The organism is Pseudomonas sp. SJZ074, from assembly GCF_007828215.1.
In the GTDB taxonomy this organism is placed as follows: Bacteria; Pseudomonadota; Gammaproteobacteria; order Pseudomonadales; family Pseudomonadaceae; genus Aquipseudomonas.
Genome location: NZ_VIUE01000015.1, coordinates 86,320 through 110,048, shown reverse-complemented (window position 1 = coordinate 110,048; position 23,729 = coordinate 86,320). Strand labels below are relative to the sequence as shown.

General features: G+C 59.6%; 20 protein-coding genes and 3 tRNA genes. 22 read left to right on the top strand and 1 reads right to left on the bottom strand.

The features are described from left to right. The first annotated feature begins 81 nt into the window (after window positions 1–81). The 6 genes from dnaJ (at window position 82) to FBX99_RS16890 (ending at window position 7,655) form a co-directional block, all read left to right on the top strand. Window positions 82–1,206, top strand: a complete 1,125-nt coding sequence (dnaJ, locus tag FBX99_RS16915) for a molecular chaperone DnaJ (protein WP_047699393.1) — start codon at window positions 82–84, stop codon at window positions 1,204–1,206. Window positions 1,207–1,215: 9 nt separating this feature from the next. Continuing rightward, entirely contained in the window at window positions 1,216–2,022 is an 807-nt protein-coding gene (gene dapB, locus FBX99_RS16910) for a 4-hydroxy-tetrahydrodipicolinate reductase (protein ID WP_144930229.1), read from the top strand. 257 nt (window positions 2,023–2,279) lie between these two features. After that, window positions 2,280–3,416: a glutamine-hydrolyzing carbamoyl-phosphate synthase small subunit gene (gene carA / locus FBX99_RS16905; RefSeq protein ID WP_047699397.1), complete on the top strand. Its 1,137-nt coding sequence runs from the start codon at window positions 2,280–2,282 to the stop codon at window positions 3,414–3,416. 105 nt (window positions 3,417–3,521) lie between these two features. Next, window positions 3,522–6,743: a carbamoyl-phosphate synthase large subunit gene (carB, locus tag FBX99_RS16900; protein WP_144930230.1), complete on the top strand. Its 3,222-nt coding sequence runs from the start codon at window positions 3,522–3,524 to the stop codon at window positions 6,741–6,743. Between the two features lie 2 nt (window positions 6,744–6,745). Further along, window positions 6,746–7,222, top strand: coding sequence for a transcription elongation factor GreA (greA, locus tag FBX99_RS16895; RefSeq protein ID WP_047699695.1), 477 nt, complete (start codon window positions 6,746–6,748; stop codon window positions 7,220–7,222). 28 nt (window positions 7,223–7,250) lie between these two features. Continuing rightward, the gene (locus FBX99_RS16890; protein WP_047699402.1) at window positions 7,251–7,655 is read left to right on the top strand and encodes a hypothetical protein; all 405 of its coding nucleotides are present in this window, start codon (window positions 7,251–7,253) and stop codon (window positions 7,653–7,655) included. A 10-nt stretch (window positions 7,656–7,665) separates the two neighbouring features. Here the strand turns inward: FBX99_RS16890 and FBX99_RS16885 are convergent, their stop codons facing one another. Beyond that, complete coding sequence (locus tag FBX99_RS16885; RefSeq protein WP_024779952.1) at window positions 7,666–7,974, bottom strand: YhbY family RNA-binding protein; 309 nt, start codon at window positions 7,972–7,974, stop codon at window positions 7,666–7,668. 105 nt (window positions 7,975–8,079) lie between these two features. Here FBX99_RS16885 and rlmE point away from each other — a divergent pair, with 105 nt between their 5' ends. The 16 genes from rlmE to FBX99_RS16805 all read left to right on the top strand — a co-directional run bounded on the left by rlmE (window position 8,080) and on the right by FBX99_RS16805 (window position 23,602). Then, window positions 8,080–8,730, top strand: coding sequence for a 23S rRNA (uridine(2552)-2'-O)-methyltransferase RlmE (rlmE, locus tag FBX99_RS16880; RefSeq protein WP_144930231.1), 651 nt, complete (start codon window positions 8,080–8,082; stop codon window positions 8,728–8,730). 192 nt (window positions 8,731–8,922) lie between these two features. Beyond that, entirely contained in the window at window positions 8,923–10,833 is a 1,911-nt protein-coding gene (gene ftsH, locus FBX99_RS16875; protein WP_144930232.1) for an ATP-dependent zinc metalloprotease FtsH, read from the top strand. Between the two features lie 8 nt (window positions 10,834–10,841). Next, window positions 10,842–11,693 carry a dihydropteroate synthase gene (gene folP, locus FBX99_RS16870; protein ID WP_144930233.1) on the top strand — a complete coding sequence of 284 codons (852 nt, stop codon included), beginning with the start codon at window positions 10,842–10,844 and terminating at the stop codon, window positions 11,691–11,693. Between the two features lie 16 nt (window positions 11,694–11,709). Continuing rightward, on the top strand, window positions 11,710–13,047 hold the full coding sequence (glmM, locus tag FBX99_RS16865; protein ID WP_144930234.1) for a phosphoglucosamine mutase: 1,338 nt from the start codon (window positions 11,710–11,712) through the stop codon (window positions 13,045–13,047). Between the two features lie 66 nt (window positions 13,048–13,113). After that, entirely contained in the window at window positions 13,114–13,869 is a 756-nt protein-coding gene (gene tpiA, locus FBX99_RS16860; RefSeq protein ID WP_144930235.1) for a triose-phosphate isomerase, read from the top strand. A gap of 4 nt (window positions 13,870–13,873) precedes the next feature. Beyond that, window positions 13,874–14,257, top strand: coding sequence for a preprotein translocase subunit SecG (gene secG / locus FBX99_RS16855; RefSeq protein WP_055127902.1), 384 nt, complete (start codon window positions 13,874–13,876; stop codon window positions 14,255–14,257). A 21-nt stretch (window positions 14,258–14,278) separates the two neighbouring features. Next, window positions 14,279–14,364 (top strand) — tRNA-Leu (locus FBX99_RS16850). 99 nt (window positions 14,365–14,463) lie between these two features. Then, a tRNA-Met gene (locus FBX99_RS16845) sits at window positions 14,464–14,540 on the top strand. A 139-nt stretch (window positions 14,541–14,679) separates the two neighbouring features. Further along, window positions 14,680–15,138, top strand: a complete 459-nt coding sequence (gene rimP, locus FBX99_RS16840) for a ribosome maturation factor RimP (RefSeq protein WP_047699697.1) — start codon at window positions 14,680–14,682, stop codon at window positions 15,136–15,138. Window positions 15,139–15,197: 59 nt separating this feature from the next. Then, complete coding sequence (gene nusA, locus FBX99_RS16835; RefSeq protein WP_144930236.1) at window positions 15,198–16,679, top strand: transcription termination factor NusA; 1,482 nt, start codon at window positions 15,198–15,200, stop codon at window positions 16,677–16,679. Window positions 16,680–16,706: 27 nt separating this feature from the next. Next, on the top strand, window positions 16,707–19,232 hold the full coding sequence (gene infB, locus FBX99_RS16830) for a translation initiation factor IF-2 (RefSeq protein WP_144930237.1): 2,526 nt from the start codon (window positions 16,707–16,709) through the stop codon (window positions 19,230–19,232). A gap of 159 nt (window positions 19,233–19,391) precedes the next feature. Then, window positions 19,392–19,787 carry a 30S ribosome-binding factor RbfA gene (gene rbfA / locus FBX99_RS16825; protein WP_041024990.1) on the top strand — a complete coding sequence of 132 codons (396 nt, stop codon included), beginning with the start codon at window positions 19,392–19,394 and terminating at the stop codon, window positions 19,785–19,787. A 3-nt stretch (window positions 19,788–19,790) separates the two neighbouring features. Then, a complete protein-coding gene (truB, locus tag FBX99_RS16820; protein ID WP_144930238.1) occupies window positions 19,791–20,708 on the top strand; it encodes a tRNA pseudouridine(55) synthase TruB in 918 nt (305 codons plus the stop codon). A gap of 142 nt (window positions 20,709–20,850) precedes the next feature. Beyond that, window positions 20,851–21,120, top strand: coding sequence for a 30S ribosomal protein S15 (rpsO, locus tag FBX99_RS16815; protein ID WP_039592311.1), 270 nt, complete (start codon window positions 20,851–20,853; stop codon window positions 21,118–21,120). A 175-nt stretch (window positions 21,121–21,295) separates the two neighbouring features. Beyond that, entirely contained in the window at window positions 21,296–23,401 is a 2,106-nt protein-coding gene (gene pnp / locus FBX99_RS16810) for a polyribonucleotide nucleotidyltransferase (protein ID WP_144930239.1), read from the top strand. Window positions 23,402–23,526: 125 nt separating this feature from the next. After that, window positions 23,527–23,602, top strand: a tRNA-Thr gene (locus FBX99_RS16805). The last annotated feature ends 127 nt before the right edge of the window (window positions 23,603–23,729 follow it).

The window sequence follows — 23,729 nt, the reverse complement described above, 5'->3', positions numbered from 1 at the left end:
GGTCCGGGCCTGTAGGGGCTCAACGAGTTGGGCGAGGCTCAGGAGAGCTTTGCCGGACGTCCTAAAAGAGTGCAAAGACTAATGGCAAAGCGTGATTTCTACGAAGTATTGGGTGTCGAGCGGGGGGCCAGCGAGGCGGATCTGAAAAAGGCCTATCGTCGCCTGGCGATGAAGCACCACCCGGATCGTAATCCAGGCGATAAAGCGTCGGAAGAGCTGTTCAAGGAAGCCAACGAGGCTTACGAAGTGCTGTCCGACTCCAGCAAGCGCGCGGCTTACGACCAGTACGGGCATGCCGGTGTCGACCCGAGCATGGGGGGCGGCGGTGCCGGTTTTGGCGGGCAGAACTTCTCCGACATCTTCGGCGACGTGTTCAGCGATTTCTTCGGTGGTGGTCGCGGCGGTGCCCGTGGTGGCGCCCAGCGTGGCAGCGACTTGCGCTACACGCTGGAGTTGAACCTGGAAGAGGCGGTGCGTGGCACGACCGTCAATATCCGCGTGCCGACGCTGGTCAATTGCAAGCCGTGCGATGGTTCGGGCGCCAAGAAGGGCTCCTCGCCTGTCACTTGCCCGACCTGTGGCGGTATCGGCCAGGTTCGCATGCAACAGGGCTTCTTCTCGGTGCAGCAGACCTGCCCGCGTTGCCATGGTCAGGGCAAGATCATTTCCGACCCATGCGATTCCTGCCATGGCGAAGGGCGCGTCGAGGAATACAAGACCCTGTCGGTGAAAGTGCCGGCCGGCGTCGATACCGGTGACCGCATTCGCCTGTCCGGCGAAGGCGAGGCGGGTGCCCAGGGCGGCCCGACCGGTGACCTCTATGTCGTCATCAACGTGCGTGAGCACTCGATTTTCCAGCGCGACGGCAAACACCTGTTCTGCGAAGTGCCGATCGGTTTCGTCGATGCCGCGTTGGGTGGCGAACTCGAGATTCCAACGCTCGACGGTCGCGTGAAGCTGAAAATCCCCGAGGGCACACAGACCGGCAAGCAGTTCCGGATCCGCGGCAAGGGTGTTGCGCCTGTGCGCGGCGGCGGTGCGGGCGACCTGATGTGTCGTGTTGCGGTCGAGACGCCGGTCAACCTCAGCCGGCGCCAGCGCGAATTGCTGGAAGAGTTCCGCAGCTCGCTGGCGGACGACAACAGCCACTCGCCAAAAACCACCGGTTGGTTCGAAGGCGTGAAGCGCTTCTTCGGCGATCTGTAAGGAGGTCGCATGCGACGTATAGCTGTGATGGGCGCCGCTGGGCGCATGGGCAAGGCGTTGGTGGAGGCGGTGCAGCAGCGTTCGCCGCTCTCCGGCCTGACGGCTGCCATCGTTCGGCCCGACAGCACGTTGGTCGGTGCCGATGCGGGTGAGCTGGCGTCGCTGGGGCGCATCGGTGTGCCGATGTCTGGTGGCCTGGAAAAAGTGCTCGACGAGTTCGATGTGCTGATCGATTTCACCTTGCCGGAGGTAATGCTGAAGAACCTCGCCATCTGCCGCAAGAATGGCAAGGCGATGGTCATCGGTACCACAGGGCTGGACGCTGCGCAGAAGCAGTTGCTGGCCGATGCAGGCAAGGACATTCCGATCGTGTTCGCGGCGAACTTCAGCGTCGGAGTGAACCTGTCGTTGAAGTTGCTGGACCTGACTGCCCGAGTCCTGGGGGATGACGCCGATATCGAGATCATCGAGGCGCATCACCGGCACAAGATCGATGCGCCTTCGGGAACCGCCCTGCGCATGGGCGAAGTGATTGCCGAGGCGCTGGGGCGCGACCTGCAGGCCGTGGCCGTCTATGGGCGCGAAGGGCATACCGGCGCCCGTGAGCGGGAAACCATCGGTTTCGCTACGGTGCGCGGTGGTGATGTAGTGGGGGATCATACGGTGCTGTTCGCCACCGAGGGCGAGCGCCTGGAGATCACCCACAAGGCTTCCAGCCGGATGACCTTCGCCAAGGGTGCTGTCCGGGCCGCGCTGTGGCTGGATAGTCGCGAGCCTGGTTTGTACGATATGCAGGACGTACTCGACCTGCGTTGATGCCAATGAAAGCGGGGTTCAGTGTATACTGCGGCCCCGTTTGACACCGCTTCGCGACGCCCTGTCGCATTCCTCTGCCTTTAAGGCTCATTAGCGGTGGACCAAAAAAGCCTTTTTCTGTAAGCTACAGCTTTAGTGTGTCCACTAAAAGCGCGCAGAATAATTCAGTGAAAAAAGCGGGGTGACGTGTCCATACGTCACTCCGCTTTTTTACAACCTGCGATCGCCCTTTCAGGCTTTATTTACGGGAGGTCTTCTTGACTAAGCCAGCCATACTCGCCCTTGCTGATGGCAGCATTTTTCGCGGCGAAGCCATTGGAGCCGACGGTCAGACCGTTGGTGAGGTGGTGTTTAACACCGCAATGACCGGCTATCAGGAAATTCTTACCGATCCTTCCTACGCCCAGCAAATCGTTACCCTGACTTACCCGCACATTGGCAACACCGGCACCACGCCGGAAGATGCCGAGTCCGATCGCGTCTGGTCTGCCGGCCTGGTCATCCGTGACCTGCCGCTGGTTGCGAGCAACTGGCGTAATACGATGTCCTTGTCCGATTACCTGAAAGCCAACAACGTCGTGGCAATCGCAGGGATCGACACCCGTCGCCTGACCCGTATCCTCCGGGAGAAAGGCGCGCAGAACGGTTGCATCATGGCCGGCGACAATATCTCCGAAGCCGCCGCCATCGCCGCCGCCCAGGGCTTCCCGGGTCTCAAGGGCATGGACCTGGCGAAAGTCGTCAGCACTCAGAAGCAGTACGAGTGGCGTTCCTCGGTCTGGAGCCTGAAGACCGACAGCCACCCGACGATCGAAGCGTCCGAGCTGCCGTACCACGTGGTCGCCTACGACTACGGCGTCAAAGTGAACATCCTGCGCATGCTGGTCGAGCGCGGTTGCCGCGTGACCGTGGTGCCGGCGCAGACCCCGGCGGCTGACGTTCTGGCCCTCAACCCCGATGGTGTGTTCCTGTCCAACGGCCCGGGTGACCCTGAGCCTTGCGACTACGCGATCCAGGCGATCAAGGATGTGCTGGAAACCGAGATCCCGGTGTTCGGTATCTGCCTCGGTCACCAGCTGCTGGCCCTGGCGTCGGGTGCCAAGACCCTGAAAATGGGTCATGGTCACCACGGTGCCAACCACCCGGTCCAGGACCTGGACACTGGTGTGGTGATGATTACCAGCCAGAACCACGGCTTCGCGGTGGATGAAGCGACCCTGCCGGCCAACGTGCGTGCGATCCATAAGTCGCTGTTCGACGGTACGCTGCAAGGCATCGAGCGCACCGACAAGAGCGCGTTCAGCTTCCAGGGCCACCCTGAAGCGAGCCCGGGCCCGAACGATGTGGCGCCGCTGTTCGATCGCTTCATCAATGAGATGGCCAAGCGACGCTGACCGCGTGAAGCCCGAGGGCGGCCCCGAGTGCGGCGGCCCCCGCGGGCGCTTCAAAGATTGTTCGACGGCCTAGCCGACTGACCTGCGGATTTGAGTGACAAACCCATGCCAAAACGTACAGACATAAAAAGCATCCTGATTCTCGGCGCTGGCCCGATCGTGATCGGCCAGGCCTGCGAATTCGACTACTCCGGCGCCCAGGCTTGCAAAGCCCTGCGCGAAGAGGGTTATCGCGTCATCCTGGTGAACTCCAACCCGGCCACCATCATGACCGACCCGGCCATGGCCGACGCCACCTACATCGAGCCGATCAAATGGCAGACCGTTGCCAAGATCATCGAGAAAGAGCGTCCCGATGCGCTGTTGCCGACCATGGGCGGCCAGACGGCGCTGAACTGCGCCCTGGACCTGGAACGCGAAGGCGTCCTGGAAAAATTCGGTGTGGAAATGATCGGCGCCAACGCCGACACCATTGACAAGGCCGAAGATCGTTCGCGCTTTGACAAGGCAATGAAAGCCATCGGCCTGGAATGCCCACGCTCGGGCATCGCCCACAGCATGGAAGAGGCCAACGCGGTCCTCGAGAAGCTCGGCTTCCCATGCATCATCCGTCCGTCCTTCACCATGGGCGGCACCGGTGGTGGCATCGCCTACAACCGTGAAGAGTTCGAAGAAATCTGCGCCCGTGGCCTGGACCTGTCGCCGACCAAGGAACTGCTGATCGACGAATCCCTGATCGGCTGGAAAGAATACGAGATGGAGGTTGTCCGCGACAAAAAGGACAACTGCATCATCGTCTGCTCCATCGAAAACTTCGACCCGATGGGCGTGCACACCGGCGACTCGATCACCGTCGCACCGGCCCAGACCCTGACCGACAAGGAATACCAGATCCTGCGTAACGCCTCCCTGGCGGTATTGCGTGAGATCGGCGTGGAAACCGGCGGCTCTAACGTCCAGTTCGGCATCTGCCCGAATACTGGCCGCATGGTGGTCATCGAGATGAACCCGCGGGTTTCCCGTTCGTCGGCCCTGGCTTCGAAAGCCACCGGCTTCCCGATTGCCAAGGTCGCTGCCAAGCTGGCCGTGGGTTATACCCTGGACGAACTGTCGAACGACATCACCGGCGGCAAGACCCCGGCGTCCTTCGAGCCGTCCATCGACTACGTCGTGACCAAGCTGCCACGCTTCGCCTTCGAGAAGTTCGCCAAGGCCGATGCCCGCCTGACCACTCAGATGAAGTCGGTCGGTGAAGTCATGGCCATCGGCCGGACCTTCCAGGAGTCCCTGCAGAAAGCCCTTCGCGGCCTGGAAGTGGGTGTCTGCGGCCTCGATCCGAAACTGGACCTGAGCAACCCGGAAAGCATGAGCGAGCTCAAGCGCGAGCTGACCGTGCCGGGCGCCGAGCGTATCTGGTACGTGGCCGATGCCTTCCGTGCCGGCATGACCGTCGAGCAGATCTTCGGCATGAACATGATCGACCCTTGGTTCCTGGTGCAGATCGAAGATCTGATCAAGGAAGAAGAGAAGGTCAAGACCCTGGGCATGTCCAGCATCGACCGCGACACGATGTTCCGCCTCAAGCGCAAGGGTTTCTCCGACATGCGCCTGGCCAAGCTGCTGGGTGTGACCGAGAAGAGCCTGCGGGCCCATCGCCACAAGCTGGAAGTGTTCCCGGTCTACAAGCGCGTCGACACTTGCGCGGCCGAGTTCGCCACCGATACCGCCTACCTGTACTCCACGTACGAAGAAGAGTGCGAAGCCGCGCCATCGACCCGGGACAAGATCATGATCCTGGGTGGCGGTCCTAACCGGATCGGCCAGGGTATCGAGTTCGACTACTGCTGCGTACACGCGGCGCTGGCCCTGCGCGACGACGGGTACGAGACCATCATGGTCAACTGCAACCCGGAAACCGTGTCCACCGACTACGACACCTCCGATCGCCTGTACTTCGAGCCAGTGACCCTGGAAGACGTGCTGGAAATCGTCCGTGTCGAGAAGCCGAAAGGCGTGATCGTTCAGTATGGCGGCCAGACTCCACTGAAACTGGCTCGCGCCCTGGAAGCTGCTGGCGTACCGATCATCGGTACCAGCCCGGATGCCATCGACCGCGCCGAAGATCGTGAGCGCTTTCAGCAGATGGTCGAGCGCCTGAACCTGCGTCAGCCGCCAAACGCCACCGTGCGCAGCGAAGACGAAGCGATTCGCGCCGCCGCCAGGATCGGTTATCCGCTGGTGGTGCGCCCGTCCTATGTACTGGGCGGCCGTGCGATGGAAATCGTCTACCAAGAAGAAGAGCTCAAGCGCTACCTGCGCGAAGCGGTCCAGGTGTCCAACGACAGCCCGGTGCTGCTGGACCACTTTCTCAACTGCGCCATTGAAATGGACGTGGACGCGGTCAGTGACGGCAAGGACGTGGTGATCGGCGCGATCATGCAGCACATCGAGCAGGCCGGCGTTCACTCCGGTGACTCCGCCTGTTCGCTGCCGCCTTACTCGCTGCCGGCGCACATCCAGGACGAGATGCGCGAGCAGGTCAAGAAAATGGCCCTGGAGCTGGGCGTCGTCGGCCTGATGAACGTGCAACTGGCCCTGCAGGGCGAAGACATCTATGTCATCGAAGTCAACCCGCGCGCTTCCCGGACCGTGCCGTTCGTCTCCAAGTGCATCGGTGTTTCCCTGGCGATGATCGCGGCGCGAGTCATGGCTGGCAAGACCCTGAAAGAACTCGGTTTCACCAAGGAAATCATTCCGAACTTCTACAGCGTGAAAGAGGCGGTGTTCCCGTTCGCCAAGTTCCCAGGCGTGGACCCGATCCTCGGCCCGGAAATGAAGTCCACCGGTGAAGTGATGGGCGTGGGCGATACCTTCGGCGAAGCCTTTGCCAAGGCCCAGATGGGTGCCAGCGAAGTGTTGCCGACTGGCGGCACGGCGTTCATCAGCGTACGTGATGACGACAAGCCACTGGTTGCAGGCGTGGCCCGTGATCTGATCAACTTGGGCTTCGAAGTGGTTGCCACTGCCGGTACCGCCAGGCTGATCGAGGCGGCGGGGCTGAAAGTGCGCCGCGTGAACAAGGTGACTGAAGGGCGTCCGCATGTGGTCGACATGATCAAGAATGACGAGGTCACGCTGATCATCAACACCACCGAAGGCCGTCAGTCGATCGCCGACTCCTACTCCATTCGTCGCAATGCGCTGCAGCACAAAATCTATTGCACCACCACGATTGCTGCGGGCGAAGCGATCTGCGAAGCGCTCAAGTTCGGTCCCGAGAAGACCGTCCGTCGCTTGCAGGATCTACATGCAGGATTGAAGGCATGAGCATAACCAAGTACCCCATGACTGTTCAGGGCGCTCGCGCCCTGGAAGATGAGCTGGCGCACCTGACCAAGGTCGAGCGTCCGCGCTTGAGCCAGGCGATCGGTGAGGCCCGCGAACTGGGCGATCTCAAGGAAAACGCCGAATACCATGCAGCCCGTGAAGAGCAGGGTATGGTCGAGGCGCGGGTACGAGACATCGAAGGCCGCTTGCAGAATGCGGTGATCATCGATGTCACGACGATTCCGCATACCGGTAAGGTCATCTTCGGCACCACCGTGGAGATCGCCAACGTCGAGACCGATGAAAGCGTGACTTACCAGATCGTGGGTGAGGACGAGGCGGACATCAAACTCGGCAAGATTTCCGTTGGTTCGCCTATCGCTCGCGCCTTGATCGCCAAGGAAGAGGGGGATGTGGTGACGGTGAAGACGCCGGGTGGCGTCATCGAGTATGAGATTGTCGAAGTCCGTCACGTCTGAACGAAGGCGCCCGTTGCGTGCGGGCGCCATGCTTTGGCAGCTTGCCCAGATGCTGTGGGTTGGCGGCCTTTGGCTGCTGCACATCGGTCTGCTGCCGGTGCTGGGACGAATCGGCCTGGCACCGCTGCTGATCGACGAAATTGTGGGCATGCTGACGGCACTGATGGTGGCGTTCTCAGCAGTCTGTGTAATATTCCAGGCTTTGGTGCTGGTTCAGGCTGAGGGCCGTGCCAGCCTATGGCGCGACATTCGTGGGCAATTGCTGCTCATGTCGTTGTATGCCTGTGGAATGTTTCTGGCGGTGAGTCTCGGCTGGCCGGACGCAAGCCAGTGGCGGGTGTTCAGCTACGTAGTGTTGGGGCTTTCCGGATTGGTGCTGGTGTTGCAGCCGGTGCCTGGATGGAGTGGCAGGGTGCGCGAAGCGCACCCTTGACCCTTTGTCGTTACTTGAAGCGGTGAACGTTCGACAGTTGCTTGTTGACGCTGAAGTTCTTGCGGTAAAGCAATGCCATCTTACCGATGACCTGTACCAGGTCTGCCTTGCCGGTCTTGCACAGTTCTGCAATGGCAGCCAGGCGGGCTTCGCGGTCGAGGATGTTGAGCTTGATCTTGATCAGCTCGTGATCGCTCAATGCGCGTTCCAGCTCGGCCAGTACACCTTCAGTCAAGCCGTTGTCCGCCACAATCAGAACCGGTTTCAGGTGGTGGCCAATGGATTTGTATTGTTTCTTCTGCTCTTGAGTGAGCGGCATAATCTGACCCCTGCGTCTGATCTTGTAAAAAAGCGGCGGCCAGTTTACCCGAGCGAGTCCGGGACCGCCCACTTAATCACGACCCGTTTTATGTAGAGGTGGCCTGTGGCCCGTTCCAAGACTAGCCTGAACTGGCTCAAAGAGCATTTCAACGATCCATACGTCAAGATGGCGCAGAAGGACGGCTATCGTTCTCGTGCCAGCTATAAATTGCTGGAGATCCAGGAAAAGGATCGTTTGATCCGTCCTGGCATGACCGTGATCGACCTCGGCGCCGCGCCGGGCGGGTGGTCCCAGGTGACCAGTCGTCTGATCGGCGGTCAAGGACGATTGATCGCTTCCGACATCCTGGAAATGGACAGCATCCCTGATGTGACCTTCATCCAGGGCGATTTCACGGAAGACGCCGTCCTGGCAAAAATCCTGGAGGCCGTCGGAAATACGCAGGTCGACCTTGTGATTTCCGATATGGCCCCCAATATGAGTGGATTAGCGGCTGTCGACATGCCTCGTGCAATGTTTCTCAGCGAACTGGCCCTGGATCTTGCCGGGCGGGTTCTGCGTCCGGGCGGTGATTTTCTGATCAAGGTCTTCCAGGGTGAAGGTTTCGACGAATACCACAAGGGCATCCGCAAACTGTTCGACAAGGTGCAGATGCGCAAGCCATTGTCGTCCCGTGACCGCTCTCGCGAGCAGTATCTGCTGGCGCGGGGCTTTCGCGGAATTGAAGGCGCAGCCAGCGATGAGCGTCTTTAATACGGGTCGATAGTTTTTTTTGTCTCGCATTGCGAAAGTCGTGTAACGAAAATTACGCGGTCAAAGTTTCACAAAGGGTTACAGACGGCGCCTGCCAGAGTCGTAGGTAATGTAGTAAGTTAGGCCGGTGAATATCATGCGAAGCGCGCGCCAATAGCGGAGCTTGCTTCAGAGGGTAGTTAATTGAACGATATGGCAAAGAATCTGATCCTGTGGTTGATCATCGCCGCTGTCCTTGTGACCGTGATGAACAACTTCTCCAGCCCTAACGAGCCGCAGACCCTCAACTATTCCGACTTCATTCAACAGGTCAAGGATGGCAAGGTCGAGCGCGTTGCCGTCGATGGCTATGTCATCACCGGCAAGCGTACCGATGGCGACAGCTTCAAGACCATTCGTCCGGCCATCCAGGACAACGGCCTGATCGGTGATCTGGTGGACAACCATGTCGTGGTCGAAGGCAAGCAGCCTGAGCAACAAAGCATCTGGACCCAGCTCCTCGTGGCCAGCTTCCCGATCCTGGTGATCATCGCGGTGTTCATGTTCTTCATGCGCCAGATGCAGGGTGGTGCCGGCGGCAAGGGAGGGCCGATGAGTTTCGGCAAGAGCAAGGCAAGGCTGCTTTCCGAAGACCAGGTTAAAACCACCCTGGCAGACGTCGCTGGCTGTGACGAAGCCAAGGAAGAAGTGGGTGAGCTGGTCGAATTCCTGCGTGATCCGGGTAAATTCCAGCGCCTGGGCGGTCGTATCCCTCGCGGCGTGCTGATGGTCGGCCCGCCGGGTACCGGTAAAACCTTGCTGGCCAAGGCCATCGCCGGCGAAGCCAAGGTGCCGTTCTTCACCATTTCCGGTTCCGACTTCGTTGAAATGTTCGTGGGTGTGGGTGCCAGCCGTGTTCGCGACATGTTCGAACAGGCCAAGAAGCACGCGCCCTGCATCATCTTCATCGACGAGATCGACGCCGTCGGTCGCCACCGTGGCGCCGGCATGGGCGGCGGTCACGACGAGCGTGAGCAGACCCTCAACCAGTTGCTGGTGGAGATGGACGGCTTCGAAATGAACGACGGCATCATCGTCATTGCTGCCACCAACCGTCCAGACGTGCTCGACCCTGCGTTGCTGCGTCCGGGGCGCTTCGACCGCCAGGTCGTGGTGGGGTTGCCGGATATTCGCGGTCGTGAGCAGATCCTCAAGGTCCACATGCGTAAAGTCCCGATGGGTGACGATGTGGCTGCGGCGGTTATCGCCCGTGGTACACCGGGCTTCTCTGGTGCCGACCTGGCCAACCTGGTCAACGAAGCCTCGTTGTTCGCCGCTCGCGCCGGCAAACGCGTGGTGGAGATGAAAGAGTTCGAACTGGCCAAAGACAAGATCATGATGGGCGCCGAGCGCAAATCCATGGTCATGTCGGAAAAAGAAAAGCAGAACACGGCTTACCACGAGGCGGGCCATGCCATCGTCGGTCGCGTCGTGCCTGAGCACGATCCGGTCTACAAGGTTTCTATCATCCCCCGCGGTCGTGCGCTGGGTGTGACCATGTTCCTGCCGGAAGAAGATCGCTACAGCTTGTCCAAGCGGGCGCTGATCAGCCAGATCTGTTCGCTCTACGGTGGCCGTATCGCCGAAGAGATGACATTGGGCTTCGATGGTGTAACCACTGGTGCATCGAACGACATCATGCGTGCCAGCCAGATCGCACGGAACATGGTGACCAAGTGGGGCCTTTCCGAGAAGCTCGGTCCGCTGATGTATGCCGAGGAAGAAGGCGAAGTGTTCCTGGGTCGTGGCGGCAGTGGCCAGCATGCAAGCTTCTCCGGTGAGACGGCCAAGCTGATCGACTCCGAAGTGCGCAGCATCATTGACCAGTGCTACGGCACGGCGAAGCAGATCCTCACGGATAACCGTGACAAGCTCGACGCCATGGCTGATGCCTTGATGAAGTATGAAACCATCGATGCCGAGCAGATCGATGACATCATGGCGGGTCGTCCGCCCCGTGAGCCACGGGATTGGACCGGTGGTACGGGTACTCCTGGTACGCCTCCGGCGGTGCAGGGCGAGCGTCCGGAAGCACCGATCGGCGGTCCAGCTGCTGATGTCTAAGGCTTGAAATGACTTCTGTTCAGTCCTCGACCCGGTTGCCTTGTGGCAACCGGGTTCTTGATTTGGCCCATGTGCATGTCATGGGTATCCTCAATGTCACTCCCGATTCCTTTTCCGATGGCGGCCGGTTTGGTCAGCTCGATGCCGCGCTACGGCATGCCGAGGCCATGGTGGCAGCTGGTGCGACGCTGATCGATGTCGGCGGCGAGTCGACCCGGCCGGGTGCGCGTGCTGTCTCGCCTGTCGAGGAGCTGGAAAGAGTGGCCCCGGTGGTCGAGCGTATACGCCGTGAACTGGATGTCATAATCTCGGTCGATACGTCCACGCCGGCGGTCATGCGTGAAACGGCTCGGTTGGGAGCGGGCTTGATCAACGATGTCCGCTCCCTGCAGCGCGATGGAGCCCTGGATGCCGCGGCGGCTACCGGATTGCCGGTGTGTCTGATGCATATGCTCGGCGAGCCGGGAACCATGCAGAACGACCCTCGCTATGACGATGTAACCAGGGAAGTCGGCAAGTTCCTGGCCGAACGCATGAATCAGTGCGCGTTGGCGGGTATTCCTGCCGAGCGGGTGGTGCTGGATCCCGGTTTCGGCTTTGCCAAGACCCTGGATCATAATCTTAGCCTGTTCAAGCATATGGACGCCTTGCATGCCCTGGGTCGACCGCTGTTGGTCGGAGTGTCCCGGAAAAGCATGATAGGCAATGCCTTGGGGCGCCCGGTGGGCGAGCGACTGTTTGGTGGTCTCGCTCTTGCGGCCCTGGCTATTACAAAAGGTGCGCGCATATTACGTGTGCACGATGTGGCCGAAACGATGGATGTCGTGCGGATGATCGCAGCGGTAGATTCAGCCGAATAAGAATGACGGAGCGCTTATGAGCAAGAAATATTTTGGCACCGACGGTATCCGTGGTCGGGTCGGCGAATACCCTATTACCCCTGATTTCATGCTCAAACTCGGTTGGGCTGCCGGCATGGCGTTCCGCAAGATGGGCGCCTGTAAGGTGCTGGTCGGCAAGGACACGAGAATTTCGGGCTATATGTTCGAGTCGGCTCTCGAAGCTGGCCTGACCTCGGCGGGCGCCGATGTGATGTTGCTGGGGCCAATGCCGACACCAGCCATCGCCTACTTGACGCGCACCTTCCATGCGCAGGCGGGTATCGTGATCAGCGCCTCCCATAACCCCCATGATGACAATGGCATCAAGTTTTTCTCCGGCAAGGGCACCAAGTTGCCTGACGAAGTCGAGCTGATGATCGAAGAGCTGCTGGATACGCCGATGACAGTTGTTGAGTCGAGCAAGATCGGCAAGGTATCGCGGATCAACGATGCGTCGGGTCGTTACATCGAGTTCTGCAAAGGCAGCGTGCCCACCGGTACCAGCTTCGCGGGCTTGAAGGTCGTCGTCGATTGCGCCCACGGTGCAACCTATAAAGTCGCACCGAGTGTATTTCGCGAGTTGGGCGCCGAGGTAGTGGTGCTGTCCGCCCAGCCTAACGGGCTGAACATCAACCACAACTGTGGTTCCACTCATACCGACGCGTTGCAGGCGGCGGTCCTGGCCGAACAGGCCGATCTCGGGATCGCCTTCGATGGCGACGGTGACCGGGTTCTGATGGTGGATCACACTGGGGCTGTCGTTGATGGCGATGAGCTGCTGTTCATCATCGCGCGGGATCTGCATGAGCGCGGCAAGCTGCAGGGGGGCGTGGTCGGCACGCTGATGAGCAATCTCGGGCTCGAGCTGGCGCTTGCCGACCTGGATATCCCATTCGTGCGGGCCAACGTGGGTGATCGCTATGTCATCTCGGAGCTGCTGGAACGCAATTGGGTCATCGGGGGCGAAAACTCCGGTCACATCGTGTGCTTCGATCACACCACCACCGGTGATGCGATCATTGCCGCATTGCAGGTACTGATGGCGCTCAAGGCCCGCAACGAGAGCCTCGCGCTGTCGCGCCAGACGTTGCGCAAATGTCCGCAGGTGCTGATCAATGTGCGTTTTGGTGGCGGGGCGAACCCCATCGAGCACGCCACTGTCCAGCAAGCCAGCGAGCGGGTGACCCAGGCGATGGCGGGGCGTGGGCGGGTGCTGCTGCGCAAGTCCGGCACGGAGCCCCTCGTGCGTGTCATGGTCGAGGGCGAGGACGAAGCCCAGGTTCGCGGTTATGCCGAAGAACTGGCGAAGCTTGTTACTGAAGTTTCTGCCTGAATTCGGCTTGCCAGTCATGAAACGGTTGGGTAACATCTGCGCCCACTTTGACCGACGAGGTACAGCATGCGTCGCCCTATGGTAGCTGGTAACTGGAAGATGCACGGTACCCGCGCCAGCGTCGCTGAGCTGATCAATGGCCTTCGTCATCTGGCCTTGCCAAGCGGTGTTGATGTCGCGGTATTCCCGCCTTGCTTGTATATCAATCAAGTGATTGATGGCTTGAAGGGCAAGTCGATTTCGATCGGTGCGCAGAATTCTGCGGTGGAATCCATGCAAGGTGCGCTGACCGGTGAAATTGCGCCAAGTCAGCTGGTGGATGCAGGATGTTCTCTGGTTCTTGTCGGGCACTCCGAGCGCCGCATGATCATGGGTGAGCAAGATAAGGCCCTGATTCGCAAGTTTGCAGCGGCTCAGGCCTGCGGTCTGGTTCCGGTGTTGTGCGTAGGGGAAACCCTTGAGCAGCGTGAAGCCGGCAAGACCCTTGAAGTTGTCGGGCGTCAGCTGGGCAGCATCATCGAAGACCTGGGTGTCGGTGCTTTTGCAAAGGCAGTCATAGCTTACGAGCCGGTCTGGGCCATTGGCACCGGGCTGACTGCTTCGCCGCAACAGGCGCAGGATGTGCACGCCGCCATCCGCGCCCAGTTGGCGGCAGAGAATTCTGAAGTGGCACGAGGTGTGCGGCTTCTATACGGCGGCAGCGTGAAGGCGGCCAATGCGGTCGAACTGTTCGGCATGCCGGATATCGATGGGGGGCTCATTGGTGGAGCTTCCCTGAATGCAGATGAGTTCGGTGCGATCTGTCGCGCCGCGGGAAACTGAAAAAATGCTGGAAACAGTCGTAGTCGTTTTTCATCTGCTGGGTGCATTGGGCGTAGTTGCTCTGGTATTGCTGCAGCAGGGTAAAGGTGCGGATGCTGGTGCGTCTTTCGGTGCAGGTGCTTCAAATACTGTATTCGGAAGCCAAGGTTCCTCTACCTTTCTTAGTAAGTTTACTGCTATACTTGCCGCCGGTTTCTTCATGACCAGCTTAGGGTTAGGTTACTTTGCTAAAGAGAAAGCTCATGAGCTGACTCAAGTAGGTTTGCCAAGCCCGGCGGTATTGGAAGCGCCAAAGCAACAACCGGCTTCTGATGATGTCCCGGTGCTTCAAGAGCAAAAGTCGGCCAACCCGGCGACTGACGTGCCTCCAGCTCAAGAGCAGAAGTAAGAAGATTTCAAACGCTGTATTGCCGAGGTGGTGGAATTGGTAGACACGCAACCTTGAGGTGGTTGTGCCCATAGGGTGTAGGGGTTCGAGTCCCCTTCTCGGTACCAATTGAATCAGGAAAGCCCGCAATAGCGGGCTTTCCTGTAGGTGGAAGGGTTACATTGACCCTGTAAAGGATCGGTCGTATACTTCCGCCCCAGCTTTGTCGCGGGATGGAGCAGCCTGGTAGCTCGTCGGGCTCATAACCCGAAGGTCGTCGGTTCAAATCCGGCTCCCGCAACCAGTTTTAGGGCCCCTTCCAAGGGGCTTTTTGTTAGCTGGACACTTTATAACGCCGCTGTTCAACGGCGTTTCAGGGATGGGCGATTCGCCCATTTTTTTTTATTTGCACAGCATGCACAAACATGCACGAGGGGGTTCAGGTGTCGAGCAAGCTAGAACAGTTGCAGGCCTTGTTGGCCCCGGTGGTCGTGGCCCTTGGCTATGAATGCTGGGGTATTGAGTTTTCGGCTCAAGGTCGCCACTCACTGTTGCGCGTTTATATCGATAAGGAAGGCGGCGTGTTGGTGGATGATTGCGCCATCGTCAGCCGTCAGATCAGCGGTGTGTTGGATGTTGAAGATCCAATCAGCACCGAATACACCCTTGAGGTTTCCTCGCCCGGCATGGAACGCCCACTGTTCAACCTTGAACAGTTCGCTTCGTTTGCCGGTGAACAAGTGAAGATCAAGCTGCGCTCGCCCTTCGAGGGTCGACGCAACTTTCAAGGCCTTCTGCGCGGTGTAGAAGAACAGGATGTCGTGGTGCAGGTAGATGACCATGAGTTCCTGTTGCCGATCGATATGATCGACAAGGCCAACATTATTCCCAGTTTTGACTGATACGTGCCAGATACTGCGGATCCCGCGGATCCAATGGCTTGCGAAAGGCGAGGCGTACGATGAGCAAAGAAGTACTGCTGGTTGTTGAGTCGGTATCCAATGAAAAGGGCGTACCGGCTAACGTTATTTTTGAAGCGCTGGAGCTGGCTCTGGCCACTGCTACCAAGAAGCGGTTTGAAGACGAAGTTGATTTGCGTGTGGAAATCAACCGCCACACCGGTTCCTATGAGACTTTCCGTCGCTGGACGGTAGTAGAGGAAGCCGATCTGGATGATCCGGCTATCGAGACCTGGCCGAGCAAGGTTGCGCAAACGCATCCTGGTGCCAAGGTCGGTGATGTCGTCGAAGAAAAGATCGAGTCCATCGAGTTTGGTCGCATCGCTGCACAGACTGCCAAGCAGGTCATCGTGCAGAAGGTCCGCGAAGCCGAGCGCGCGCAAGTGGTTGACGCTTATCGCGAGAAGCTGGGTGAGATCATCTCCGGTACCGTGAAAAAGGTCACCCGCGACAACGTGATCGTCGACCTGGGCAACAACGCCGAGGCGCTGTTGGCTCGTGAAGACATCATTTCTCGCGAAACCTTCCGGGTGGGCGTGCGACTGCGCGCGCTGCTCAAGGAAATCCGCACCGAGAACCGCGGCCCGCAGCTGATCCTGTCGCGTACCGCGCCGGAAATGCTGATCGAGCTGTTCCGCATCGAAGTGCCGGAAATCGCCGAAGGCCTGATCGAAGTCATGGCTGCCTCCCGTGATCCGGGATCGCGTGCCAAGATCGCGGTCCGCTCCAAGGACAAGCGCATCGACCCGCAAGGTGCCTGCATCGGCATGCGCGGTTCGCGTGTCCAGGCCGTATCCGGCGAGTTGGGCGGTGAGCGTGTGGACATCGTTCTCTGGGACGATAACCCGGCTCAGTTCGTGATCAACGCAATGTCGCCAGCCGAAGTGGCGGCCATTATCGTTGACGAAGATGCCCACGCCATGGACATCGCCGTTGGCGCAGACAATCTGGCTCAGGCCATCGGCCGCGGTGGTCAGAACGTGCGTCTGGCCAGCCAGTTGACTGGCTGGACCCTGAACGTGATGACCGAATCGGACATCCAGGCCAAGCAGCAAGCTGAAACCGGTGACATCCTGCGCAACTTTATCGAAGAGCTCGAAGTCGATGAAGAACTGGCGCAGGTGCTGGTGGATGAAGGCTTTACCAGCCTGGAAGAGATTGCCTACGTGCCGGTGGAGGAGATGCTCAACATCGACGGCTTTGACGAAGATATCGTCAACGAGCTTCGTGCTCGGGCCAAGGATCGTTTGTTGACCAAAGCCATCGCTACTGAGGAAAAGCTGGCAGACGCCCATCCGGCCGAAGACCTGCTCTCGCTTGAGGGTATGGACAAGGATTTGGCGATGGAACTGGCGGTGCGCGGCGTAATTACCCGCGAAGACCTGGCCGAGCAGTCTATTGACGACCTGCTCGACATCGACGGCATTGACGATGATCGTGCCGGCAAGTTGATCATGGCCGCCCGAGCCCACTGGTTCGAGTAATTAGGCGCGGCCTGAGGAGAGAAGTGCATGACGCAAGTCACGGTGAAACAACTGGCCGATGAGGTCAAAACACCGGTAGAGCGCCTGTTGCAGCAGATGCGTGAGGCAGGTCTGCCGCACACCGCCGCCGAGGAACATGTGACCGACAGTGAGAAGCAGTCCCTGCTGACCCACTTGAAGAGCAGTCACAAGGCGAAAGTGGAAGAACCGCGCAAGATTACTCTGCAGCGTAAAACCACCAGCACCCTGCGTGTTGCCGGTAGCAAAAGCATCAGCGTAGAAGTACGCAAGAAGAAAGTTTTCGTGCAGCGCAGCCCGGAAGAAATCGAAGCCGAGCGCAAGCGCGAGCTGGATGAACGTCGCGCAATAGAGAATGCCGCGCGCCAGAAGGCTGAAGAAGAAGCCAAACGCCGCGCCGAAGAAGAAGCGCGTCGTCAGCCTGCCCCAGTCGCTGCGCAATCCGTTCCGGCGGAAGTCGTCGCGGAGCCTGCCCAGGTGGCTGAGCCCGTACGTGAAAGCGCGCCGGTCCTGGAGGCAGTACCTGCTCCTGTGGCTGATCGCAAGCGCGACGAGCCGCGTCGTCCGGACAAGCCGCGCGCCGACGAAAACCGTCGTGGCGGTGGCGATGGCGAGCGCAAGAACGCTCCACATCGTGCTTCGGTCAAGGAAAAGGCGCCGGCACCACGCGTCGCTCCGCGCACCACCGACGAAGAAAGCGACGGCTTCCGTCGTGGCGGTCGCGGCAAGGCCAAGCTGAAGAAGCGCAACGCCCACGGTTTCCAGAGCCCGACCGGCCCTGTCGTGCGTGAAGTGAAGATCGGCGAGACCATCACTGTGGGCGATCTGGCCCAGCAGATGTCGGTCAAGGCTGCCGAGATCATCAAGTTCATGTTCAAACTGGGTACCCCGGCCACCATCAACCAGGTACTGGATCAGGAAACTGCCCAACTGGTTGCCGAAGAGCTGGGCCACAAAGTGACCCTGATCAGCGACACCGCCCTGGAAGATTCCCTGGCCGAGTCCCTGAAGTTCGAAGGTGAAGCGGTTCCTCGTGCGCCGGTCGTGACCGTCATGGGCCACGTCGACCACGGTAAGACCTCGCTGCTCGACTATATCCGTCGTGCCAAGGTAGCGGCTGGCGAAGCCGGCGGTATCACCCAGCATATCGGTGCATACCACGTTGAAACCGACCGTGGCATGGTCACCTTCCTCGATACCCCGGGTCACGCCGCGTTTACCGCGATGCGTGCCCGTGGTGCCAAGGCGACCGACATCGTGATCCTGGTGGTCGCGGCCGATGACGGCGTGATGCCACAGACCGTCGAAGCCGTTCAGCATGCCCAGGCCGCTGGCGTGCCGCTGGTAGTGGCGGTGAACAAGATCGACAAGCCGGGCGCCGATCTCGATCGTATCCGCAGCGAGCTGTCGGTGCACGGCGTGACCTCGGAAGATTGGGGCGGCGACACTCCATTCGTACCGGTTTCGGCGAAGATGGGTACCGGCGTCGACGAATTGCTCGAAGCGGTATTGCTGCAGGCCGAAGTGCTCGAACTGACCGCCACCCCATCGGCCCCTGGTCGTGGTGTTGTGGTTGAATCGCGCCTGGACAAGGGCCGCGGTCCGGTCGCCACGGTCCTGGTTCAGGACGGTACACTGCGTCAGGGCGACATGGTACTGGTCGGCTCGAACTATGGTCGCGTTCGCGCCATGCTCGACGAGAACGGCAAGCCGATCAAGGAAGCCGGTCCGGCTATCCCGGTCGAGATCCTCGGCCTGGACGGTACACCGGATGCCGGTGACGAGATGAGCGTTGTGGCTGACGAGAAGAAAGCCCGTGAAGTGGCTCTGTTCCGTCAAGGCAAGTTCCGCGAAGTCAAACTGGCTCGCGCTCACGCCGGTAAGCTGGAAAACATCTTCGAGAACATGGGCCAGGAAGAGAAGAAGACGCTCAACATCGTCCTCAAATCCGACGTCCGTGGTTCGCTGGAAGCTTTGCAGGGCGCTCTGAACGGCCTGGGCAACGACGAAGTGCAAGTGCGTGTGGTCGGCGGTGGCGTCGGTGGTATCACCGAAAGCGACGCCAACCTGGCACTGGCTTCCAATGCGGTACTGTTCGGCTTCAACGTGCGTGCCGATGCCGGTGCGCGCAAGATCGTCGAGCAGGAAGGTCTGGATATGCGTTACTACAACGTGATCTACGACATCATCGAAGACGTCAAGAAGGCCCTGACCGGTATGTTGGGCAGCGACGTGCGGGAGAACATCCTGGGCGTGGCCGAAGTTCGCGACGTGTTCCGTTCGCCGAAATTCGGTGCAATCGCCGGTTGCATGGTGATCGAAGGTGTTGTTCACCGTAACCGTCCGATCCGTGTACTGCGTGAAGACATCGTGATCTTCGAAGGCGAGCTGGAATCCCTGCGTCGCTTCAAGGATGACGCTTCGGAAGTACGTGCCGGCATGGAATGCGGTATCGGCGTCAAGAGCTACAACGACGTCAAGGTCGGCGACAAGATCGAAGTCTTCGAGAAGGTTCAGGTTGCTCGCAGCCTCTGACTCGCGTACTTCAAGAGCCGCATCGGGTAGCCGCATGAACATGCGCTGCTTCGCTGGCGGGCTCTAAACGCAACGCCCGGTCTGGCTTTTGTCAGGCCGGGCGTTTGCCGCTTTCAGACCTCGCGGGTTTCACCGTGGGGCAGTAACAGGTAGCAAGACATGGCAAAAGAATATAGCCGTACCCAACGAATCGGCGATCAGATGCAGCGCGAGCTGGCCCAGCTGATCCGTCGCGAAGTCAAGGACCCGCGTGTCGGCCTGGTCACCATTACCGCTGTGGAAGTCAGCCGTGACGTCGGTCATGCAAAGATTTTCATCACGGTGATGGGGCAGGACGGCGCCGATGACGTCGCCCAGAGCATCAAGGTGCTCAACTCGGCCGCCGGTTTCCTGCGCATGCAGTTGGCCAGGGAAATGAAGCTGCGCAGTGTTCCACAGCTGCATTTCCATTACGACGAAAGCGTTGCCCGGGGCGCGCATCTGTCGGCGTTGATCGAGCGTGCCGTGGCTGAAGACAGTCAGCACGCGGCTGAACCCGAAGACACCAAGGAGTAACCGGTGGCTCAGGTCAAACGTATTCGTCGTAACGTCAGCGGTATCATCCTGCTCGACAAGCCGTTGGGGTTCACCTCCAACGCAGCCTTGCAGAAGGTTCGCTGGCTGCTCAATGCCGAGAAGGCCGGGCATACCGGCAGCCTCGATCCGCTGGCCACCGGTGTGCTGCCGCTGTGCTTCGGCGAGGCGACCAAGTTCTCCCAATACCTGCTCGACTCCGACAAGGGTTATGAAACCCTGGCGCAACTGGGCAAGACCACCACCACGGCGGACGCCGAAGGTGAGGTTCTGCGTGAGCGGCCGGTGACCGTTGGTCAGGCTGATATCGAAGCAGTGCTGCCCGGATTTCGTGGGCAAATCAGTCAGATACCGCCGATGTACTCCGCCCTGAAGCGGGATGGGCAGCCATTGTATAAACTGGCCCGTGCAGGCGAAGTAGTGGAGCGTGAACCGCGTTCTGTTACTATTGCGCGCTTGGAATTGCTGGCCTTTGACGGTAATACTGTACGGCTCGCCGTGGATTGCAGCAAAGGCACTTATATCCGCACCCTGGTGGAGGATATTGGTGAGCAACTGGGCTGTGGTGCGTACGTGGCAGAGTTGCGACGGACCCAGGCCGGGCCTTTCACGCTGGCCCAGACGGTTACGCTGGAAGAGCTTGAAGCGGTACATGCCGAAGGTGGCAACGAAGCGGTCGACCGTTTCCTGATGCCATCGGACAGTGGGCTGCTGGACTGGCCGCTGTTGCAGTTCTCGGAACACAGCGCATTTTACTGGCTCAATGGCCAGCCGGTGCGTGCCCCGGATGCGCCGAAATTCGGTATGGTCCGGGTACAGGATCACAACGGTCGCTTCATCGGTATCGGTGAAGTGAGCGAAGACGGGCGCATTGCGCCGCGTCGACTGATTCGGTCGGAATGACCGGAACCCGTCTGTGTAACAGCAGGCGGGCGAGTGTGGCTGTTAACAGGCACGGTCACTACTCATTTATAGATACAGGGATCTGTCCCTGGCCTGTTGGTACGGTTTCCCCGGAAACGGTACCTCACAAGAGGAAAGCCACATGGCACTCAGCGTTGAAGAAAAAGCTCAGATCGTGACCGACTACCAGCAAGCTGTTGGTGATACTGGTTCGCCAGAAGTGCAAGTTGCACTGCTGACCGCCAACATCAACAAACTGCAAGGTCACTTCAAGGCCAACGGTAAAGATCACCACTCCCGTCGTGGTCTGATCCGCATGGTAAACCAGCGTCGTAAGCTGCTGGACTACCTCAAGGGCAAGGACGTTAATCGTTACAGCACCTTGATCGGCCGCCTGGGTCTGCGTCGCTAATAAGCGATTGCGCTATGAGGTTGGTGGTCTGTCAGTTGCCAGCGCTTTGCGTCGGCAGCCGGCAGGCTCCCAGCCTCAAGTTTTATCTGGACAGTCGTTGGGCCGATTCCCCGCACTGCCCAAGAATTTCGCAAGAAGACAAGTTCCCCAAGAGCCACAAAGAAGGTAGGACACCGTGAACCCGGTAATCAAAAAATTCCAGTTCGGTCAGTCGACCGTTACCCTCGAGACTGGCCGTATCGCCCGTCAGGCCTCCGGCGCAGTGCTGGTCACCGTTGACGACGACGTCAGCGTATTGGTGACCGTTGTCGGTGCCAAGCAGGCCGATCCAGGCAAGGGCTTCTTCCCTCTGTCTGTTCACTACCAGGAAAAGACTTACGCTGCCGGTAAGATCCCTGGCGGTTTCTTCAAGCGTGAAGGCCGTCCTTCCGAAAAAGAAACCCTGACTTCCCGACTGATCGACCGTCCGATCCGTCCGCTGTTCCCAGAAGGCTTCATGAACGAAGTGCAGGTTGTCTGCACCGTCGTTTCCACCAGCAAGAAGACCGATCCGGACATCGCTGCGATGATCGGTACCTCGGCTGCGCTGGCTATCTCCGGCATTCCTTTCGATGGCCCCATCGGCGCTGCCCGCGTTGCGTTCCACGAAAGCACCGGCTACCTGCTGAACCCGACCTACGAGCAACTGAAGGCTTCGAGCCTGGACATGGTCGTTGCCGGTACTTCCGAAGCCGTGCTGATGGTTGAATCCGAAGCCAAGGAACTGACCGAAGACCAGATGCTGGGCGCCGTGCTGTTCGCCCACGACGAGTTCCAGGTGGTGATCAACGCCGTCAAGGAACTGGCCGCCGAAGCCGCCAAGCCAACCTGGACCTGGGCTCCGCAAGCCGAAGCCACCGAGCTGCTGGGTACGATCCGTGCCGAGTTCGGCGAAGCGATCTCCCAGGCTTACACCATCACCGTCAAGGCCGACCGTTATGCACGCCTGGGCGAGTTGAAGGATCAGGTCGTTGCCAAGCTGTCCGGCGAAGAAGGCCAGCCATCGGCCGCCGACGTGAAGGCTGCTTTCGGTGAAATCGAATACCGCACGGTTCGCGAGAACATCGTCAACGGCAAACCACGTATCGACGGTCGCGACACCCGCACCGTACGTCCGCTGAATATTGAAGTCGGCGTACTGCCGAAGACCCACGGTTCGGCGCTGTTCACCCGTGGCGAAACCCAGGCCCTGGTCGTTGCCACACTGGGCACCGCCCGTGACGCGCAACTGCTGGACACCCTGGAAGGCGAGAAGAAAGACCCGTTCATGCTGCACTACAACTTCCCTCCGTTCTCGGTGGGCGAGTGTGGTCGCATGGGTGGTGCCGGTCGTCGCGAAATCGGTCACGGCCGTCTGGCCCGTCGTTCGGTCCAGGCCATGCTGCCGGACGCCGATGTGTTCCCGTACACCATCCGCGTGGTATCGGAAATCACCGAGTCCAACGGTTCGAGTTCCATGGCTTCGGTCTGCGGCGCTTCCCTGGCCTTGATGGACGCTGGCGTGCCGATGAAGGCGCCGGTTGCCGGTATCGCCATGGGCCTGGTGAAGGAAGGCGAGAAATTCGCCGTCCTGACCGACATCCTGGGTGACGAAGACCATTTGGGCGACATGGACTTCAAAGTGGCCGGTACCGCCAAAGGCGTGACCGCACTGCAGATGGACATCAAGATCAAGGGCATCACCGAAGAGATCATGGAAATCGCCCTGGGCCAAGCCCTGGAAGCGCGCCTGAACATCCTCGGCCAGATGAACCAGGTGATCGGTCAGTCCCGTACCGAGCTGTCGGAAAACGCTCCGACCATGATCGCGATGAAGATCGACACCGACAAGATCCGTGACGTCATCGGTAAAGGCGGCGCGACCATCCGTGCGATCTGCGAAGAAACCAAGGCCTCGATCGACATCGAAGACGACGGTTCGATCAAGATCTTCGGCGAAACCAAGGAAGCGGCAGAGGCAGCTCGCCAGCGCGTCCTGGGCATCACCGCAGAAGCCGAGATCGGCAAGATCTACGTCGGCAAGGTCGAGCGCATCGTCGACTTCGGCGCCTTCGTCAACATCCTGCCAGGCAAGGACGGTCTGGTTCACATCTCCATGTTGAGCGATGCTCGCGTCGAGAAAGTGACCGACATCCTGAAAGAAGGCCAGGAAGTTGAAGTGCTGGTACTGGACGTGGACAACCGCGGCCGTATCAAGCTGTCCATCAAGGACGTGGCGGCGGCCAAGGCATCGGGCGTTTAATCACCCCTTCGCCTGACTGCTGAACAGCAAAACGCCCCGACTGGTTCGGGGCGTTTTGCTGTGTGGGGAAAATCCTTGCGTAGCTGGTTGCCTGGCCACAGGTGACGATGCTAGGTTTAGCCACCGCCCGTGTAGCTCAGTCGGTAGAGCAGCGCACTCGTAACGCGAAGGTCGCAGGTTCGATTCCTGTCTCGGGCACCAGATCAACTTTTCAACGGCTTTCAGCTCTTCTCATAAGCCCGAGCTACCAGCGTAGACCTGGGCTTTTTCCTTCTCAAGCTTTCTCATTTGTGCCCATTGCTTCTCATGATAAATAGTACATCATCCA

Coding starts and splice junctions, on each gene's coding strand:
- dnaJ (WP_047699393.1), top strand. CDS start 82: ATGGCAAAGCGTGATTTCTACGAAGTATTGGGTGTCGAGCGGGGGGCC.
- dapB (WP_144930229.1), top strand. CDS start 1,216: ATGCGACGTATAGCTGTGATGGGCGCCGCTGGGCGCATGGGCAAGGCG.
- carB (WP_144930230.1), top strand. CDS start 3,522: ATGCCAAAACGTACAGACATAAAAAGCATCCTGATTCTCGGCGCTGGC.
- FBX99_RS16890 (WP_047699402.1), top strand. CDS start 7,251: ATGCTTTGGCAGCTTGCCCAGATGCTGTGGGTTGGCGGCCTTTGGCTG.
- FBX99_RS16885 (WP_024779952.1), bottom strand. CDS start 7,974: ATGCCGCTCACTCAAGAGCAGAAGAAACAATACAAATCCATTGGCCAC.
- ftsH (WP_144930232.1), top strand. CDS start 8,923: ATGGCAAAGAATCTGATCCTGTGGTTGATCATCGCCGCTGTCCTTGTG.
- folP (WP_144930233.1), top strand. CDS start 10,842: ATGACTTCTGTTCAGTCCTCGACCCGGTTGCCTTGTGGCAACCGGGTT.
- glmM (WP_144930234.1), top strand. CDS start 11,710: ATGAGCAAGAAATATTTTGGCACCGACGGTATCCGTGGTCGGGTCGGC.
- tpiA (WP_144930235.1), top strand. CDS start 13,114: ATGCGTCGCCCTATGGTAGCTGGTAACTGGAAGATGCACGGTACCCGC.
- secG (WP_055127902.1), top strand. CDS start 13,874: ATGCTGGAAACAGTCGTAGTCGTTTTTCATCTGCTGGGTGCATTGGGC.
- nusA (WP_144930236.1), top strand. CDS start 15,198: ATGAGCAAAGAAGTACTGCTGGTTGTTGAGTCGGTATCCAATGAAAAG.
- infB (WP_144930237.1), top strand. CDS start 16,707: ATGACGCAAGTCACGGTGAAACAACTGGCCGATGAGGTCAAAACACCG.
- rbfA (WP_041024990.1), top strand. CDS start 19,392: ATGGCAAAAGAATATAGCCGTACCCAACGAATCGGCGATCAGATGCAG.
- rpsO (WP_039592311.1), top strand. CDS start 20,851: ATGGCACTCAGCGTTGAAGAAAAAGCTCAGATCGTGACCGACTACCAG.